Below are 15,214 nucleotides of genomic sequence, written 5' to 3'. Positions count from 1 at the left end.
CGGGAGGGGAAGTCAGCATCGCTCCTAGTAGTGGGAGCACTAGTATCGACGCCATGCCGGAGACCGAGGACCGCCGCCGTGAGCTCGGGCGCTTCCTGCGCTCCCGCCGTGAGCAGGCGCCACGCGCCGACTACGGCCTGCCACCGGTGGGGCGCACGCGCGACCGCGGCCTGCGGCGGGAGGAGGTCGCCTACCTCTCCGGCGTCAGCGTCACCTGGTACACGTGGCTCGAACAGGGGCGCCCGATCAACCCGTCGCGGTCGGTGCTCGACGCGCTCGCCCGCACGCTCCGCCTCCCGCTGCCGGAGCAGGAGTTCGTGCTCTCGCTCGCCGGGTTCGGCCTGACGCCGACGGTCGCGGCGCGCGCGGTGGAGGACGCGCCTCCCCACCTGCAGCGCCTGCTCGACGCGATCGACCCGAATCCGGCGTTCGCGCTCGCTCCCGACTGGGGGATCGCGGGCTGGAACGCGGCCTATGAGCGCCTGTACCCGCGGGTCGGTGCCGTGCCTCCCGAAGACCGCAATCTGCTCTGGCTGGTCTACACGGACGACGCCGTGCGCGACCTGCTGCCGGACTGGGATGTGACCAGCGCGCGCTTCCTCGCCGAGTTCCGGGCGGAGACCGGCGCGCGGGCCGGGGATCCGGGCGTGCGGACGCTCGTGGAACGGTTGCGTGCGGCGAGCCCGGAGTTCCGCGCCGCGTGGGAGCACTACGACATCAGCGGGTTCGCCTCCCGTGAGCGCTTGTTCCGCCTCCCGGGCGGCGTGAGCGCGCGGTACGAGCACCACCAACTCACCCCGACCGACCACCCCGAGCTGCGCCTGGTGGTCTACACCCCCCTGGCGTAACATCGCCGCTCCGGGCGCGAGGCGGCCCAGAGTCGGCCGCCTCGGTGCGAGACGGCCCAGAGTCGGCCGCCTCGGTGCGCCGGCTACGCCTCGACGAGAGCCGAGCGGATGACGGAGGTGAAGAAGGTGAGGCCGTCGACACCGGAACGCATCGCGTCCCGGGTGTCGGGGCCGAAGCCGGGCTCGACCGCGTGCTCGGGGTGCGGCATGAGGCCGACCACGTTGCCGCGCTCGTTGCGGACGCCCGCGATGTCATTGAGCGACCCGTTCGGGTTGACACCCCGGTAGCGGAACGCCACCAGTCCCTCGCCCTCGAGGCGCTTCAACTCCTCGGCCGACGCGATGAACCCGCCCTCGCCGTTCTTGAGCGGGATGACGATCTCCTGGCCCTGCTCGAAGCCGTTCGTCCACGGGGTGTCCGTGTTCTCGACGGTCAGCGCCTGGTCGCGACGGATGAAGTTGCCGTGGTCGTTGCGGATGAGGCCGCCGGAGACGAGGTGCGCCTCGGCGAGCATCTGGAATCCGTTGCAGATGCCGAGCACGGGCATCCCCGTGCCGGCGGCATCGACGACCTCGGTCATGATCGGCGAGAGGCTCGCGATCGCACCGCAGCGCAGGTAGTCGCCGTAGCTGAAACCGCCCGGGAGGACGAGCGCGTCGACGCCCTGGAGGTCGTGCTCGCCGTGCCACAGGGCGACGGCCTCGGCCCCGGCGAGCCGCACGGCGCGCAGGGCGTCGCGGTCGTCGAGCGAACCGGGGAAGGTGATGACGCCGATGCGCATCAGGCGCCCGCCTCGTCGGGGTAGTGGATGCCCACGACGTCCTCGATGACGGAGTTGGAGAGGATCTCGTCGGCGATCTCCTGGACCGCGGTGCGGGTGGCCTCGTCGATCGGGCCCTCGACGGTCAGCTCGAACCGCTTGCCGACACGGACGCCGGAGAACTGGCCCTTGCCGATGCGCGCGAGGGCGCCGGCCACGGCCTTCCCCTGCGGGTCGAGCAGCTCCGCCTTCGGCATGACTTCCACAACGATCGTCGACAAAGGTGCGCTCCTGCTCGCTCGCGGTCGGGGGGTTCGCCAGCGATTCTACCGTGCGCCGACGGCGGCGCGGTCCGGACCGGCGACGCGGGAGGCGTAGTGGACGGCCCGCTGCTCGAGCGCCGAGCGCAGCCGGGCGAAGAGGGCGGCCGACGCGTCGCCCGGCCAGTCGGGCGGCAGCGCTGCGGGCGGCAGGCCGGGGTCTCGGTAGGGGACGACGCGCCACTCGTCGAGCGCGCGCACCCAGAGCGCGAACGCCTCCTCGTCTCCGATCGCTGCGGAGGCGTCCGCGTCGCCGAAGCGATCGAGGAACGACTCGTGCACGCGCCGGATCGCCGGGAGGTCGTACCAGCGCGCGAGGCCGTCGACGAGATCGCCGCGGACGCCGGCATCCACGAACAGCACGGCGTCGAACTCGGCGACCACCTCGGCGAGCTCCTCCTCGAGGGCCGCCGGGCCGATCCAGAGACCGTCCGCGACGGTCCCGCAGCCGATCGCCGCCAGCCGGCGACGCAGCTGGTGGCGCAGGGCGCGCTGCCGTTCCGGGAAGGAGTAGGACACCAGGCACCAGGCGGTTGCCGCGCGGCGCTCGCCGAAGATGCGTGCGTCGCCGCGCTCCAGCATCGGGAGGGCGCCGGGGTCGAGCGCGTAGCCCAGAGCTCCTGCGGGGCCGGTCTCGCGGCGGAGCACTCCGCGCGCGACGAGCCGCGCGATGCTCGACCGGGCCGTCGCGGGCGGGATGCCCAGCGAGCCGAGCAGCTGCACCGCCCCGGCGGCGGACATCCAGCCGCCGAGCGGGCGCAGCGTGTTGCCGACGAGCGTGCGCAGCAGAGCCGTGGCGCTTCCGCTGGTCGCCTCGAGATCCTCGCGGACGGCGACGGAGGGCGCCTCCTCCCGGTCAGTCATGCGTCAGCTCGCCCAGGACGTTGCGCACAGCGGCCATTCCGCGGCACGTCTCCTCGAAGCTGGTGCTCAGCGGCGAGAGGCCGATGCGGAGGCCGTCGGGGTCGCGGTAGTCGGGGATGACGTCCTGCTTCCACAGAGTCGCGGTCACCTGGCGCATCGCCGGGTGGTTGAGCGTCACGTGACCGCCGCGCCGATCCGCGTCGCGCGGACTCGCGAGCGTCGCGCCGAGCGGGGCGAGCCACTCGTCCGCGAGCGCGATCGCGAACTCGGTGAGGGCGACCGACTTGGCGCGCACCGCGTCGATCCCGGCGTCCGCGATCATCCCGATCGTGTCCTGCATCGCCAGCATGCCGACGATCGGCGGCGTGCCGCTGATGAAACGGCGGATGCCGTCCGCCGGCCGGTACTCCGGGCCCATCGCGAAGACGTCGCTCGCACCCATCCAGCCCTGGATCGGCTGGGTCAGCCGGCCCTGCAGGCCCGCGGCGACGTAGCCGAACGCGGGCGAGCCGGGCCCGCCGTTGAGGTACTTGTAGGTGCAGCCCGCGGCGAGGTCGACGCCCCACTCGTCGAGCCGCGCCGGCACGGACCCCGCCGAGTGGCAGAGGTCCCACAGCACGAGGGCGCCCGCATCGTGGGCGATGCGCGTGATGGTCGGCACGTCGGCGAGGTAGCCGGAGCGGTAGGCCACGTGACTGAGCACGACGAGCGCCGTCTGCGGGCCGACCGCGGCGCCTACCTGCTCCGGAGTGACGCCGGCCTCGGTGTCCGCCTCGATCCAGACCAGGTCGAGGCCGCGCTCCCGCGCGATCCCATCGAGCAGGTAGCGGTCGGTGGGGAAGTTGTCGGTGTCGAGCACGATCTGCGAGCGGCCCGGCCGGGCGTCGACGGCGGCGCGGGCGAGTTTGTAGAGGACGACCGTGGTGGAGTCGCCGATGAACGTCTGCCCGGCGGCGGCGCCGAGTGCGGCGTCGGCGAGGGCGTCGCCGATCGTGAACGGCAGCTCCATCCACTCCTCGTCCCAGCCGCGGATGAGCCGCCCTCCCCATCCCTCGACCAGGAATCGCTGCACCCGCTCGATGCTCGCCAGGGTGGGACGGCCGAGGGAGTTGCCGTCGAAGTAGGCGGAGACGCCGGAGCCGTCCGCCACGCCGACGAAGCGGTCGCGGTACCCGGCGAGGGCGTCCGCGGCGTCCAGGGCGCGCGCGGCGGTGAACGGTTCGGGGGAGAGGAGTGTCGGAACGGTGAGGTCGGTCATCGGTGCGGCCCTTCGGTGGAGATGGTGGTGCGTGTGGTGCTGTCGGTCGTGTCGGTGCCGGTCGTGTCGGTGTCGGTGTCGGTCGTGTCGGGGGAGGCGGGGGCGGGGAGGTCCGCGACGGCGCGCGGGCGGGCGGTGGCGATCCAGGCGGCGAGATCTGCCGGATCGGCGGGCGGTGGCGCGGGAGTCCAGGCCAAGCGCGGGCCGATGGAGGCGTTCGGCGCGAGGTGGGCGGCGCTCCCGTCGCCCGCGATGGAGCGCAGCGTCTCGACCGCGGTGAGACCGGCCGTGAGCAGATCGGCGATCTCGCGGGCGTTCACGCCGACGGCGAGCGGGCCGTTCCCGAGGTCGGTGCCGTAGAGCACCCGGCCGCCCGCGGCGTGGAAGCGGCGGAGGTTGTCGATCGCGATCGCGTGCTGCGCGGTGGGGTGCCCCCAGCCGTGGATGTCGAGCGTCGAGATCCAGGTGGCGCCGCGATCCGCCATCTCGGCGAGCACGGCGTCGTCGACTCGTTCGTCGAAGGGCGTGTGCGCGAGGTGCGTCGCACCCGCGGTGATCGCGCGAGCGGGCTGTCCCGGGCCTTGCGCGTGCACGATGACGGGCAGCCCGGCCGTCACGGCCTCATCCACGATCGCGCGCAGCGTCGCGTCGTCCACAGTTTCGCCGGCGGCGCTGTTGAGCGCGACCTTGATGCGGGAGGCTCCTGCCATGACTTGTTCGCGCACCGCCTCCCTCCCGTCGCGAGGCCCGCCCACTTCGCGCGCGGCGCCGGGGGGAGCCCAGGTGGACCGTGCGGGGTAGCCGCCGGGGGCGGTGAGGAGGGCGCCGGCGATCGTGGTCGTCGGGCCAGGGGCTTCTGCCGCCAGCCAGCCGGTGGCGATGGAGGGGGTCCAACCAAGGTCGTCGGCGTGGGTGATCCCTCCGGCGAGGAGCGCCGCGGGGTCGATCAGGCCGAGGTGCACGTGGTGGTCGGTGAGCCGGGGGAAGAGCGTGCCGCCGATGTGGTGCGGCCGGAGGTCGGTGCGGGCGGTCGGGGTCAGCAGGTCGCCCCGCACCTCGAACGTGGCGGGGGTGCGGAAACCGTCCCCGGTCCAGACGGCGTCGAAGCGGACTGAGTCGACCCGGACGGCATCGAGCCGGACGGCGTCGACCCGGACGGCATCGGGCCGGGTCACCGCGGGGCGCCGATCTCGGTGCGGACGGCGTACAGCTCGGGGAAGAAGGTGAGGTCGAGCGCCTTCTGCAGGAAAGCGGCGCCGGACGATCCTCCGGTGCCGACCTTCATCCCGATGGTGCGCTGGACGGTCTTGAGGTGACGGAACCGCCAGAGCTGGAAGTTGTCCTCGAGGTCCACGAACTCTTCACAGGCCTCGTACTCGGACCAGTGGGTGTCGGCGTTCTCGTAGATGCCGCGGAACACCGGCACCAGCTCCGGCGTGTAGACGTGGGCTTGAGTGACGTCTCGGTCGAGCACGGCGGCGGGGATGTCGTGGCCGGCGCGGGCGAGGTAGTGCAGGAACTCGTCGTACACGCTCGGCGCTTCGAGAAGGCTCGCGAGCAGTGCGTGCGCCTCGGGATCGGCGGCGAACACCGAGAGCATGCGGCGGTTCTTGTTCCCCAGCACGAACTCCACCGCGCGGTACTGGTACGACTGGAAGCCGGAGGAGTTGCCGAGGAACCCGCGGAACTGCGCGTACTCGGTCGGCGTCAGGGTGGCGAGCACCGACCACTGCTCGGTCAGCGTCTTCTGGATGTGCTTGACGCGGGCGATCCGCTTGAGCGCCTGCGGCAGCTCGTCGGCACGCAGCAGGTCGCGCGCGGATTCGAGCTCGTGGAGCACCAGCTTCAGCCAGAGCTCGGTGGTCTGGTGCTGCACGATGAACAGCAGCTCGTCATGGTGCTCGGGCCGGCTGACGGGGTGCTGCGCGCTCAGAAGGGTCGCCAGGTCGAGGTAGGAGCCGTACGACATCCGCTCGCGGAAGTCCGTCACGATGTCCGGCTCGAGATCCCGCGTGTTCCCGTCGACGCTCATGCTGCAATTCTGCGCCGATCGTCACGAAAACGCAACAGCGAGACGCCGGAGATTCCCAGGACCCCGGTGATCAGCCGCGCTCCGAGCCGGCCTCCGCATCGCGGACGGCGCGCTCGACGCGGGATGCCCGCCCGGGCAGCAGGTGTCCCGCGTCGCTGATGAGCTCCACGTGCCCTCCGGCGAGCGCGGTGTCGGCGCGGCGGGCGGCGGCGGGCGCGTCGAGCATTCGGTCGCGCGCGCCGTACAGCGCCCAGACCGGGGCGGTGATCGCGGACAGCGCGGCGTCATCGAAGACCGGCAGGGGATCGGTGCGCGGAGAGAAGTGGGCGAACGTCGTGAGAGCGAGGGTAGCGAGCGGGCTGGGCCCGGTCGTGCCCGACGTGGGATGTGGACCGGTCAGATAGGAGAGCGCGCGGGCGCGGCCACTGCGCCCGGCGACGGCGAGGAGCCCGGCCACGAGAAGCGGTGCCGTGCGGCGGGGCCCGATGCCGCTCGACGAGACCAGCACGACGGCGCGCGGGAGGTGCGGAGCCGCCGACGCGGCGTCGAGGGCCACCCAGCCGCCGAGGGATTCGCCCACGAGGACGGGGCGCTCGACGCCGAGCTCGCGGACGACGGCGCCCAGCCACGACGCATGGACTCCCGGACTCAGGGGAAGCCGTGTTCCGCTCGGGTCGCCCGGCTCTCCGGGGAGGTCGAGGGCGAGTAAGCGATGGTCGGCGCTCAGCCCCGTCAGTTCCGCGGCCCACCCTGCTGCCGTCGCGCCGGATCCGTGCAGGAGCACGACGGGCGGTGCGTCGAGCGGTCCTGCGGCAAGGGCGTGGACGGTCATGGCCGGTCTCGAGCTGCTCGACGGCAGTCCGATTCGGATGTGCTCGACGTCCGGCAGGAGTGCTCGCACGGTCTCGTCGTACGCGTCCTGCACGGTCCGTGCGCCCGCGGGGGAGCGGAAGGCGGTCGTTGCGTCCTCACGCATGGATGGCCTCCACCGCTCGATGGATGGTGGACGCCGCCTCGAGCACGCTCCCCGCGGAACCGCTCAGGATGACCCGGAGTGTCCGCGAGCCGGCCGCGCGCGACAGATGAGCGTCGACCCCTGACACGAATCCCTGTGCGGTCACGAGCGTGGTCAGGCGCTCCGCGATCGAGCTGTCGTGGGCGTCGATGTCGAGGATCACCGTCGCTGTCGTGGCTGCACCGTCGCCCGCCACGGTGGTCGGGGCGGAGGCGGGCGCCCCGGTGAGGAGGCGCAGATCCTCCACGCGGATGCGGTACTGCTTGCCGATCCGGGTGGCGGCGAGGCGCCCCGATCGGATGTAGTCGCGCACGGTGCGCGGCTGTACGCGGAGCTCGTCGGCTGCTTCGTTCACGCTGAGAAATGACCTCATGCGACAACTATATACGTATCCAAACAGCCACAAACGCATATATCGAGCAGGGCTTCGACGCCGTCGCGTCATGGAACGCCCGGTGCTGCGTCTCTTTGGACGCGACCAGTCGGAGCGGTCGTACCCGAAACCCCGAAACCCGAACTCCCGAACTCCCGAACCCCGAACCCGAACGCAGCCGGCCGCACGCCCGTCGGTCGCTGCCCCTCCCGAATGAGCGTTCCGATGACCCCTCGCGACACGCGACCCACCCCGCAGCACCGGAAGCCCTCCCGCCGCCGTGGGGGCCGAACCGACCCCGAGGAGCTCTCCGACAGCGACCTCGTCGAGCGGTCGCGCGCCGGTGACGAGCTCGCGTACGCGGAGCTGTGGCGTCGGCACGCCCGCGCGGGTCTGACCGTGGCACGCTCCGCGAGCTCGACGCTCGACCCCGACGACCTCGTCGCCGAGGCGTTCTTGAAGATCCTGCAGGCGGTGCAGAGCGGCAAGGGGCCCCAGGTGGGGTTCCGCCCGTATCTCTTCACGACGATCCGCAACCTGGCCGCGTCCTGGGGCCGCGATCGACGGGAGTCGCCGCTGGAGGACGCAGAGGCGGTCCCCGATCCCGAGACGACGGAGTCGACCACGCTGAAGGCGCTCGACCGCTCCCTCACCGCCCAGGCGTTCCGCTCCCTCCCCGATCGCTGGCAGGAGGTGCTCTGGTACTGCGACGTCGAGCAGCTGAGCCCGGCCTCGGTCGCCCCGCTGCTGGGCCTCAGCCCGAACGGCGTCTCAGCGCTCGCCTACCGGGCGCGGGAGGGACTCCGCCAGGCGTGGATCCAGGTGCACCTCCAGTCCCTCGACGCGGACTCGGAGTGCCGCTGGGTGACGGATCGCATGGGCGCCTACTCCCGCGGCAAGCTCGCCGCGCGCGAGACGAAGCGGTTCGAGGCGCATCTGCTCACCTGCGCCCGCTGCACGATCGTGCTCGGCGAGGCCCGCGACGTCGGATCGCGGCTGGCCCTGATCGTCCTGCCTCTGACGGTGGGCACGGGAGCCGCGGCCGCCTACGCCGCGTGGATCCAGGGTGGACACAACGCGGTCCTGGCCTCGGCCGGGTCCACGGCGGCGGCTCCGCTTCCGGCGTCCGTCTCGACCGCGATCTCGTCGGCGGGTCCGGCGGGTGGTGCAGCCGGTGGCGGAGCGATCGCGGGCGGGGTCACCGTGGCCGCCTGGACGGGCGGCGGACTCCTCGCCGCTGCCGCGGTCGCCGGGGTCCTCGTGCTCGGCCCGCAGCTCCTCGCCTCCGGCGGCGACGGTCCGACCGCCGACGTGCCGGTCGCGACGGCGCCGCGCGCGCTGGGAGAGGACGGGACGAGGGGCTCCGCGACATCCGGCCCCCTCGCCGACGCTCCGGTGGCCGAGCCGCCGGCCTCGCCGCGGCCCGGACCGTCCACGCCGCCTGTCCCTCCGGGCACCGGCCGCGACACGGGGCAGGGCGACGGCGCCGCGCCGTCGCGACCCGGGGTGCCCGCCGATGCGGCCGCGACGGAGCCGGCGACGCCCAGCGCCCCGACCACCCCGACGGGCCCGACCACCCCGACGGGCCCGACCACCCCGACCGATCCGCAGCCCCCGGCCGCGCCCGTGGTCACCTCGCCCTGGGAGTCCGACCGCGCCACCTCCGCCACCGCCGTGGACCTCGCCGGCACCGGCACTCCCGGCGCCATCGTCGGTGTTGCGGCCCGACCGTCGGCGACCTCCTCGGCCGCCGCGACCGCGAGCACACCGGCCTCCCCGCTCCTCGCCTCGACCACCGTCTCCGGCACGGGGGAATGGTCGCTCGCCGTCGATCTGTCCTCCCTCGCCGACGGATCGTGGCTTCTCGACGTCGACCAGCGCACTTCCGCCGGCACCTCGGCGCCGACGACGCTGGGCCTCCTGGTCGACCGCACTGCTCTGCCTCCCGTGATCGCCGCGGTCGACACCGGCACCGGAGCCCTGGCCGGGCGCGCGGCCCCGATCGTGTCCGGGACGGCGGAGCCGGGGGCCACTGTCGTGGTGTCGGACGGTGACCGCGCGCTGACGACGGTCACCGCCGACGGGTCGGGATCCTGGAGCACCGGGGAGCTCATGCTCGCGTCCCCCTCCTACGCGCTCACCGCCCGTCAGACGGACGAGGCCGGCAACGTCTCCCCGCCCTCCGCGGCGGTGACGTGCATCGCGACCGCACCGGACGTGTTCGCGATGGGGTCTCCGTTCGCCGCCCTCCTCGTGGTGCACGGCGAGCCCGGTGACACGGTCGAGGTGTGGCTCGACGGTGCGGAGACGGGCCACACCCTGGCTCTCGACTCCACGGGCTATGGTGCGGTGCTCCTCGTCGTCGCGCCCGGCGATCACCGCGTCGGCGCGACCGTGGTCGTGGACGGGCGGCACGGTGTGCTCGCCGACACGGCCGTGTCGGCGCCGTCCTGAGCGGATCCGCCGGCCCGCCAGCGACCGGGTCCGCGTCTCCTTCACCCCACCCGTCGTTCACCTCCCGGTTACCCGGCCGTCGCGCCGCCGTCGTCCCCGCCGCCTAGCGTGTGCGCTACAGGAGGAGTGCTATGGGCAGGCATTACGATCTCGCCATCGTCGGCAGCGGCATCGTCGGCCTCGGCCATGCTGTCGCGGCGTTGCGCCGGGGCCTGACCGTCGCCGTCGTGGACCGCGCCGCGGCTCCCTTCGGCGCGTCCGTGCGCAACTTCGGGCACCTCCACGTGACGGGCCAGGACGGTGAGGCGCGGGCCTACGCCGAGCTGGCACGCGAGCTATGGCTCACGCTCGCCCCCGAGGCCGGGTTCTGGCTGCAGGAGTCGGGCACCGTCGTCGTCGCGCAGGCCCCGGACGAGCTGGGCGTGCTGGAGGAGTTCCGCGCGCAGCGCGGAGGCCGTCAGGTGCGCATGCTGACACCGGCGGAGGTGCGCGAGCGCATCCCCGTCGCCGACGGCGTCGCCGTGGGCGGCGCGTTCCTCCCCGCCGACCTGCAAGTGGACCCGCGGGAGGCGGCTCCCGCGATCGTGCGCTGGCTCGACGCGCACGGCGTCGACTTCTACTGGCAGACCGCGGTGGGCGGGGTGCAGACCGGAACGGTCCACACGTCGCGCGGCCGGCTTGCCGCCGACGCGGTCGTCGTCGCCGTCAACCATGACGTCGAGCAGCTGTTCCCGGGCGTCGCGGAGGCCCACGGTATGGTCCGCTGCGTGCTCGACATGATGCTGGTGGAGGCGGAGCTCGACCATCCCCTCGCCGCCCCGCTGCTCACCGGCTGGTCGCTCGTCCGGTATCCGGGATTCGCACGCACGCCGAGCGCGGAGGCCGTGCGCGAGCGCCTGGCGGCCGAGCACCCCGCTCTGGCCGCGCTCGACGTGAACCAGATGTACACGCAGCGTCCTGACGGCTCGCTGCTCGTCGGCGACACCCACCGGCTCGGCCCGGATATCCCTCCGTTCCAATCGGAGGAGGCGTTCGAGCTGCTCCTGGAGCGTGCGCGGGCTCTCTTCGGCACCGGCCGGCTCCGGGTGCGCGAGCGTTGGCAGGGCGTCTACGCCTCCGCTCCCGACGAGTTCCTGGTCGCCGCTCCGCAGCCCGACGTCCGCGTCGTTTCGGTGATGACCGGCATCGGGATGACCACCGGGCTGGGCTTGGCCGATCGCGTGGTCGACGAGCTGTTCGCCTCCGCTCCCGGCGTGCTGGCGACCGCCGCCGGCCGGGCCCACTGACACGTCTGCACGAGACAGGAGAAAGGCATCCCCATGACCCCTGACGGCCGCATCACCAGCGAGTTCGACGACACCGCGATCATCGAGCCCGAGGAGGACGACGAGCTCGCCGACCTCGAGCTCGTGGTGCTCGACCTCGTCGGCACGACCGTCGTCGACGACGGTCTCGTCGAGCGTGCGTTCGTCCGCGCCGTCGACACCGCCGGCCTGGCCGGGTCGGAGGGCGACCGCGAGCGCTCCCTCGCCTTCGTACGCCGCACCATGGGCCAGGAGAAGGCCGCCGTGTTCCGCGCCCTGACCGGTGACGACGACCAGGCGCAGCACGCCACCGCCGTCTTCGAATCGGCGTATGCCGAGCTCGTCGCCGCGGAGGGCGTCCGCGCGGTTCCGGGCGCCGAGGAGCTGGTGCGGCTGCTCCGCGATGCCGGCGTCGCCGTGGCGCTCACGACCGGGCTCTCACGGGCGACGCTCGACGTCGTCCTCGACGCCCTCGGCTGGGACGACCTCGCCGACGTGACGCTGACCGCGGACGAGGCGGGTCGCGGCCGCCCGTACCCCGACCTCCCCCTCACCGCACTGCTGCGCACCGGCGCGACCTCCGTCGACGGGATGGTCGTCGTCGGAGACACCGCGAGCGACATCGCCTCCGGCATCGCGGCGGGCGCCGGTCTCGTGGTGGGTGTGCTCTCAGGCTCCCACGACGAGCGCGACCTGCTCGACGCGGGAGCGGACGCCGTCGTGCACAGCGTGGCCGACCTCGCCGAGCTGCTCGGCTTCGACGACGAGGACGACCCGGCCGACGAGGGCCGCTTCGCGGGGGACGCTGTGCTCGCGCCTGCCGAGGGACCGGCCGGCCGGTGACGATCAAGGCGGTGACACCGCGCGTCGTCGCGCCGCCGGCGAGCCTGGGGATGGGGGTCAGCGTGTATCCGTCGGCGACGGCGATGGTGTGGCCCGGGGAGGGGCACCGGCACGAGGCCGTCGCCGTGCCCGGCGTGCGCCTGGCTCCCGGGGACGTGCTGGTGGAGATCGAGCTCGCGACCGTCTGCGGCTCCGATGTTCACACGGTGCTCGGACACCGCTCGGCGCCGACGCCGCTGGTGCTCGGCCACGAACAGGTCGGCCGTGTCGTCGCGCTCGGCCGGGGCGGCGCCAAGACGACCGACGGCCACCGGGTCGCCCTGGGCGAGCGCGTCGTCTGGTCGGTCGCCGTGCCGTGCGGGCGCTGCGTGCGGTGCCGCCGCGGCCTCCCGCAGAAGTGCCTCACCGTCCAGAAATACGGCCATGAGCGCATGCGCCGCGGCTGGGAGCTCTCGGGCGGGTTCGCGACGCACACCCACATCCTCGACGGCACGCCCATCGTGGCCGCTCCGGACGACCTGCCCGCAGCAGTGCTCGCCCCCGCCTCCTGCTCCACCGCCACCGTCGCCGCCGCACTCGAGGCGGCGTCCGAGATCGTCCCCCTGGACGGAGCCCTGGTGCTGATCGCGGGCGCGGGGATGCTCGGACTCACCGCCACCGCGATGGCGACGGAGGCGGGGGCGCGCGTCGTCGTCAGCGATCCCGTGCCCGCCCGTCGGGAGGCCGCCCTCGCGTTCGGCGCCGCGGCCGTCGCCGATCCGCGCGCCGTAGCGGACTCCCCCGCCGGTCTCGCGACAGCGCTCGGCAGGGCGGGCGGTCGCGCCGCCGCACCCACCATCGCGCTGGAGCTCTCCGGCACGGCCGCGGCCCTCCGCTCGCTCCTGGCCGCCGTCGACGTGGGCGGGGTGCTCGTCCTGGTCGGCTCCGTCTTCCCCGGCCCCGACCTGACGGTCTCGCCGGAGCAGCTGGCCCGGCGCCTGCTCACGATCCGAGGTGTGCACAACTACGCCCCGCGGCACCTCGAGCAGGCGGTCCGCTTCCTCGCCGGGGGCGGCCGCGCCTATCCCTTCGCGGAGCAGGTCGGGGCGATCTTCCCCCTCGCCGAGGTGGACGCTGCGCTGCAGGCGACCGGGCACTCGCGGGTGGGTGTGCGGCCATCGCCCGTTTCCTGAGCGTTCTCACATGTTCGGTTCTCTAGGATCGAGCTCCCGAACCCGTGAGGAATCCCGTGATCGAGACGACCGACCCGACCACCCGTCCCCGCAGCACCGATGACCAGGCCGCGCCGCCCGAGCCGCCGGCTCCCGCAGCGCCTCGGCAGCATCGGCAGCCGGGCCCAGCCAGCCGCGCCATCGGCTCGCTGATCTTCTTCAGCCGCTGGCTGCAGGCTCCGCTCTACCTCGGCCTGATCGTCGCCCAGGCGATCTACGTCTGGGTGTTCATCGTCGAGCTGTGGCATCTGGGCGAGAAGGTGGTCATCCACGGCGAGATCAAAGAGGCGGAGGTCATGCTCGCCGTCCTCGGCCTGATCGACGTCGTGATGATCGCCAACCTGCTCATCATGGTCATCATCGGCGGCTACGAGACGTTCGTCTCCCGCGTCAACACCGACGGCCACCCCGACCAGCCCGAGTGGCTCTCCCACGTGAACGCCAACGTGCTCAAGGTCAAGCTGGCGATGGCGATCATCGGCATCTCGTCCATCCACCTCCTCAAGACCTTCATCGAGGTGGGCGACCTCGGCGCCCCGGGCGCGACGAACGTGACCGGCGCCGTCTACACGCCGCAGGGCGTGCTCTGGCAGGTCGTCATCCACTGCGTCTTCATCCTCTCGGCCGTCGCGCTCGCGGCGATCGACCGGATGTCGCGCAAGGCGGGCGACAAGGGGCACTGACCGCACCGGCTCAGGGGGCCAGCAGCCCCCTGGTCGTCGCCGTGTGCCACGCGATGAGCAGCGACGGGTCCACGATCTCCCCGCGGTCGACCAGGGAGGCGAGGTCGGCGATCGGGATGCGCAGGCACCGCACCTGCTCGAACGGGTCGTCCGCCTTCGGCGCGAGTGTCCCCGCTGCTTCGGCGAAGAAGAGGTGGACCGGCCAGGCGGACCGGCCCGGGTTCGGGTAGAACGTCTGCAGAGGCGTCAGGTCGCCCACCACTATCCCGAGCTCCTCGACGGCCTCGCGGCGCGCGGCCTCGGCGGGCTGCTCACCGTCCTCCCCCGCGCCACCCGGCAAGTCGTGGATCCACCCGTCGACCGGGAACCGGTACTGGCGGCTGAGCAGGATGTCGCCGCCGTCCCGGATCAGGACCGCGGCCCCGTAGGGAACGCTCTCGTCCACCTCGTAGCGTCCCGGCGTGCTGTCGGGCAGCTGGACGGAGTGCTCGCGAATGGTCATCCGTCCCTCGTACACGGTCCGCGCCGACACCCTGGTCCATTTCTGCTCGTCCATCCCCTCATCCTCGCGCCGGCCTTCGCCGCTCGCCGAATCGGGTGCATCGTGGAGGCATGAGCGTCGACCCTCTCGCCGGCTTCTTCCGTCTGCTCCGTGCCGTGCCGGTGCCGGACGACGCGGAGGCGCTCTACGGCGACGACCCCGAGGGTGCGCGCCGGGAGCGCAACCTGCGCCGCTACCTGGCCATGCCGCACGCGCCCGTGCTCCTTTTGGGCGAGGCGCCGGGCTGGCGGGGCATGACGGTCACCGGGGTGCCGTTCACATCGGTCCGGGAGGTGGAGGCTGCGGTCACTCCCGAGATCGCCGCCCTCGAGCTGCCCTCCGAACCGCAGGCGCCGTGGGAGGCGTCGAGCCGTGACGTCTGGGCGGCCTTCCGCGCCTGGACGGGGCCGCTGCCGCTCTCCTGGCCGGTGTACCCGCACCATCCTTTCGTCGCGGGCGACCCGCGCACGAACCGCACACCGCGCCCCGCCGAGGTGCGGGCAGGCGCTCCGGTGGCGCTCGAGCTGATCCGCGCGCTCGGCGTGGAGGTCGTGGTCGCCGTGGGCCGCAAGGCGCAGGGGGCGCTCGCCGCGGCGGGGGTCGAGGCACCGGCCGTCCGGCATCCCGCACAGGGGGGAGCGCGGCAGTTCACCGAGCAGCTGCTGAGGCTCACCGGGAGCATGCACGGCTGAGAGCGGCCGGCAACG

General features: G+C 73.1%; 16 protein-coding genes. 7 read left to right on the top strand and 9 right to left on the bottom strand.

The features are described 5' to 3' along the window. Positions 1-53: 53 nt before the first annotated feature. Positions 54-848 (top strand): helix-turn-helix transcriptional regulator, encoded by a 795-nt coding sequence (locus tag IT072_RS18305; protein WP_223358264.1) that lies wholly within the window; start codon positions 54-56, stop codon positions 846-848. Between the two features lie 83 nt (positions 849-931). Here the strand turns inward: IT072_RS18305 and purQ are convergent, their stop codons facing one another. From purQ to IT072_RS18265, 8 genes are all read right to left on the bottom strand, one after another. Beyond that, a complete protein-coding gene (gene purQ / locus IT072_RS18300) occupies positions 932-1,630 on the bottom strand; it encodes a phosphoribosylformylglycinamidine synthase subunit PurQ (RefSeq protein ID WP_223358263.1) in 699 nt (232 codons plus the stop codon). Then, entirely contained in the window at positions 1,630-1,890 is a 261-nt protein-coding gene (gene purS / locus IT072_RS18295; RefSeq protein WP_223358262.1) for a phosphoribosylformylglycinamidine synthase subunit PurS, read from the bottom strand. The genes purQ and purS overlap by 1 nt, the downstream gene beginning before the upstream one ends. Positions 1,891-1,935: 45 nt before the next feature. Next, a complete protein-coding gene (locus IT072_RS18290; protein WP_223358261.1) occupies positions 1,936-2,793 on the bottom strand; it encodes a PaaX family transcriptional regulator in 858 nt (285 codons plus the stop codon). Continuing rightward, a complete protein-coding gene (locus IT072_RS18285; protein ID WP_223358260.1) occupies positions 2,786-4,051 on the bottom strand; it encodes a kynureninase in 1,266 nt (421 codons plus the stop codon). Before IT072_RS18285 ends, IT072_RS18290 begins: the two co-directional genes overlap by 8 nt. Beyond that, complete coding sequence (locus IT072_RS18280; protein WP_223358259.1) at positions 4,048-5,226, bottom strand: amidohydrolase family protein; 1,179 nt, start codon at positions 5,224-5,226, stop codon at positions 4,048-4,050. Before IT072_RS18280 ends, IT072_RS18285 begins: the two co-directional genes overlap by 4 nt. Next, positions 5,223-6,083 (bottom strand): tryptophan 2,3-dioxygenase, encoded by an 861-nt coding sequence (gene kynA, locus IT072_RS18275; protein WP_223358258.1) that lies wholly within the window; start codon positions 6,081-6,083, stop codon positions 5,223-5,225. Before kynA ends, IT072_RS18280 begins: the two co-directional genes overlap by 4 nt. Before the next feature lie 70 nt (positions 6,084-6,153). Further along, positions 6,154-7,059 carry an alpha/beta fold hydrolase gene (locus tag IT072_RS18270; protein WP_223358257.1) on the bottom strand — a complete coding sequence of 302 codons (906 nt, stop codon included), beginning with the start codon at positions 7,057-7,059 and terminating at the stop codon, positions 6,154-6,156. Next, a complete protein-coding gene (locus IT072_RS18265) occupies positions 7,052-7,471 on the bottom strand; it encodes a helix-turn-helix domain-containing protein (RefSeq protein WP_223358256.1) in 420 nt (139 codons plus the stop codon). The genes IT072_RS18270 and IT072_RS18265 overlap by 8 nt, the downstream gene beginning before the upstream one ends. A gap of 225 nt (positions 7,472-7,696) precedes the next feature. On the opposite strand from IT072_RS18265, the gene IT072_RS18260 reads away from it, so the two are divergent. The 5 genes from IT072_RS18260 (at position 7,697) to IT072_RS18240 (ending at position 13,966) form a co-directional block, all read left to right on the top strand. Continuing rightward, positions 7,697-9,925, top strand: coding sequence for a sigma-70 family RNA polymerase sigma factor (locus tag IT072_RS18260; RefSeq protein ID WP_223358255.1), 2,229 nt, complete (start codon positions 7,697-7,699; stop codon positions 9,923-9,925). A gap of 131 nt (positions 9,926-10,056) precedes the next feature. Continuing rightward, on the top strand, positions 10,057-11,211 hold the full coding sequence (locus IT072_RS18255; protein ID WP_223358254.1) for a TIGR03364 family FAD-dependent oxidoreductase: 1,155 nt from the start codon (positions 10,057-10,059) through the stop codon (positions 11,209-11,211). A 33-nt stretch (positions 11,212-11,244) separates the two neighbouring features. Continuing rightward, positions 11,245-12,072, top strand: a complete 828-nt coding sequence (locus tag IT072_RS18250) for a phosphonatase-like hydrolase (protein ID WP_223358253.1) — start codon at positions 11,245-11,247, stop codon at positions 12,070-12,072. Continuing rightward, on the top strand, positions 12,069-13,244 hold the full coding sequence (locus IT072_RS18245) for an alcohol dehydrogenase catalytic domain-containing protein (RefSeq protein WP_223358252.1): 1,176 nt from the start codon (positions 12,069-12,071) through the stop codon (positions 13,242-13,244). The genes IT072_RS18250 and IT072_RS18245 overlap by 4 nt, the downstream gene beginning before the upstream one ends. 56 nt (positions 13,245-13,300) lie before the next feature. Next, positions 13,301-13,966 carry a TIGR00645 family protein gene (locus IT072_RS18240; protein ID WP_223358251.1) on the top strand — a complete coding sequence of 222 codons (666 nt, stop codon included), beginning with the start codon at positions 13,301-13,303 and terminating at the stop codon, positions 13,964-13,966. A 10-nt stretch (positions 13,967-13,976) separates the two neighbouring features. On the opposite strand, the gene IT072_RS18235 is transcribed toward IT072_RS18240, so the two are convergent. Continuing rightward, on the bottom strand, positions 13,977-14,522 hold the full coding sequence (locus IT072_RS18235; protein WP_223358250.1) for an NUDIX hydrolase: 546 nt from the start codon (positions 14,520-14,522) through the stop codon (positions 13,977-13,979). 56 nt (positions 14,523-14,578) lie between these two features. Here IT072_RS18235 and IT072_RS18230 point away from each other — a divergent pair, with 56 nt between their 5' ends. Next, the gene (locus IT072_RS18230; RefSeq protein ID WP_223358249.1) at positions 14,579-15,199 is read left to right on the top strand and encodes a uracil-DNA glycosylase; all 621 of its coding nucleotides are present in this window, start codon (positions 14,579-14,581) and stop codon (positions 15,197-15,199) included. The last annotated feature ends 15 nt before the right edge of the window (positions 15,200-15,214 follow it).

The sequence above is a fragment of the Leifsonia sp. ZF2019 genome, from assembly GCF_019924635.1.
Classification (GTDB): domain Bacteria; phylum Actinomycetota; class Actinomycetes; order Actinomycetales; family Microbacteriaceae; genus Leifsonia.
Note: the sequence above shows the minus strand (reverse complement) of the source record. Positions and strands in the feature narration are given on the sequence as shown.

What these genes read in the sequence shown, in the direction of transcription:
- IT072_RS18265 (WP_223358256.1), bottom strand. Translation starts at nt 7,471, where the DNA reads ATGAGGTCATTTCTCAGCGTGAACGAAGCAGCCGACGAGCTCCGCGTA.
- IT072_RS18305 (WP_223358264.1), top strand. Translation starts at nt 54, where the DNA reads ATGCCGGAGACCGAGGACCGCCGCCGTGAGCTCGGGCGCTTCCTGCGC.
- kynA (WP_223358258.1), bottom strand. Translation starts at nt 6,083, where the DNA reads ATGAGCGTCGACGGGAACACGCGGGATCTCGAGCCGGACATCGTGACG.
- IT072_RS18270 (WP_223358257.1), bottom strand. Translation starts at nt 7,059, where the DNA reads ATGCGTGAGGACGCAACGACCGCCTTCCGCTCCCCCGCGGGCGCACGG.
- purQ (WP_223358263.1), bottom strand. Translation starts at nt 1,630, where the DNA reads ATGCGCATCGGCGTCATCACCTTCCCCGGTTCGCTCGACGACCGCGAC.
- IT072_RS18235 (WP_223358250.1), bottom strand. Translation starts at nt 14,522, where the DNA reads ATGGACGAGCAGAAATGGACCAGGGTGTCGGCGCGGACCGTGTACGAG.
- IT072_RS18255 (WP_223358254.1), top strand. Translation starts at nt 10,057, where the DNA reads ATGGGCAGGCATTACGATCTCGCCATCGTCGGCAGCGGCATCGTCGGC.
- IT072_RS18260 (WP_223358255.1), top strand. Translation starts at nt 7,697, where the DNA reads ATGACCCCTCGCGACACGCGACCCACCCCGCAGCACCGGAAGCCCTCC.
- IT072_RS18290 (WP_223358261.1), bottom strand. Translation starts at nt 2,793, where the DNA reads ATGACTGACCGGGAGGAGGCGCCCTCCGTCGCCGTCCGCGAGGATCTC.
- IT072_RS18230 (WP_223358249.1), top strand. Translation starts at nt 14,579, where the DNA reads ATGAGCGTCGACCCTCTCGCCGGCTTCTTCCGTCTGCTCCGTGCCGTG.
- IT072_RS18250 (WP_223358253.1), top strand. Translation starts at nt 11,245, where the DNA reads ATGACCCCTGACGGCCGCATCACCAGCGAGTTCGACGACACCGCGATC.
- IT072_RS18285 (WP_223358260.1), bottom strand. Translation starts at nt 4,051, where the DNA reads ATGACCGACCTCACCGTTCCGACACTCCTCTCCCCCGAACCGTTCACC.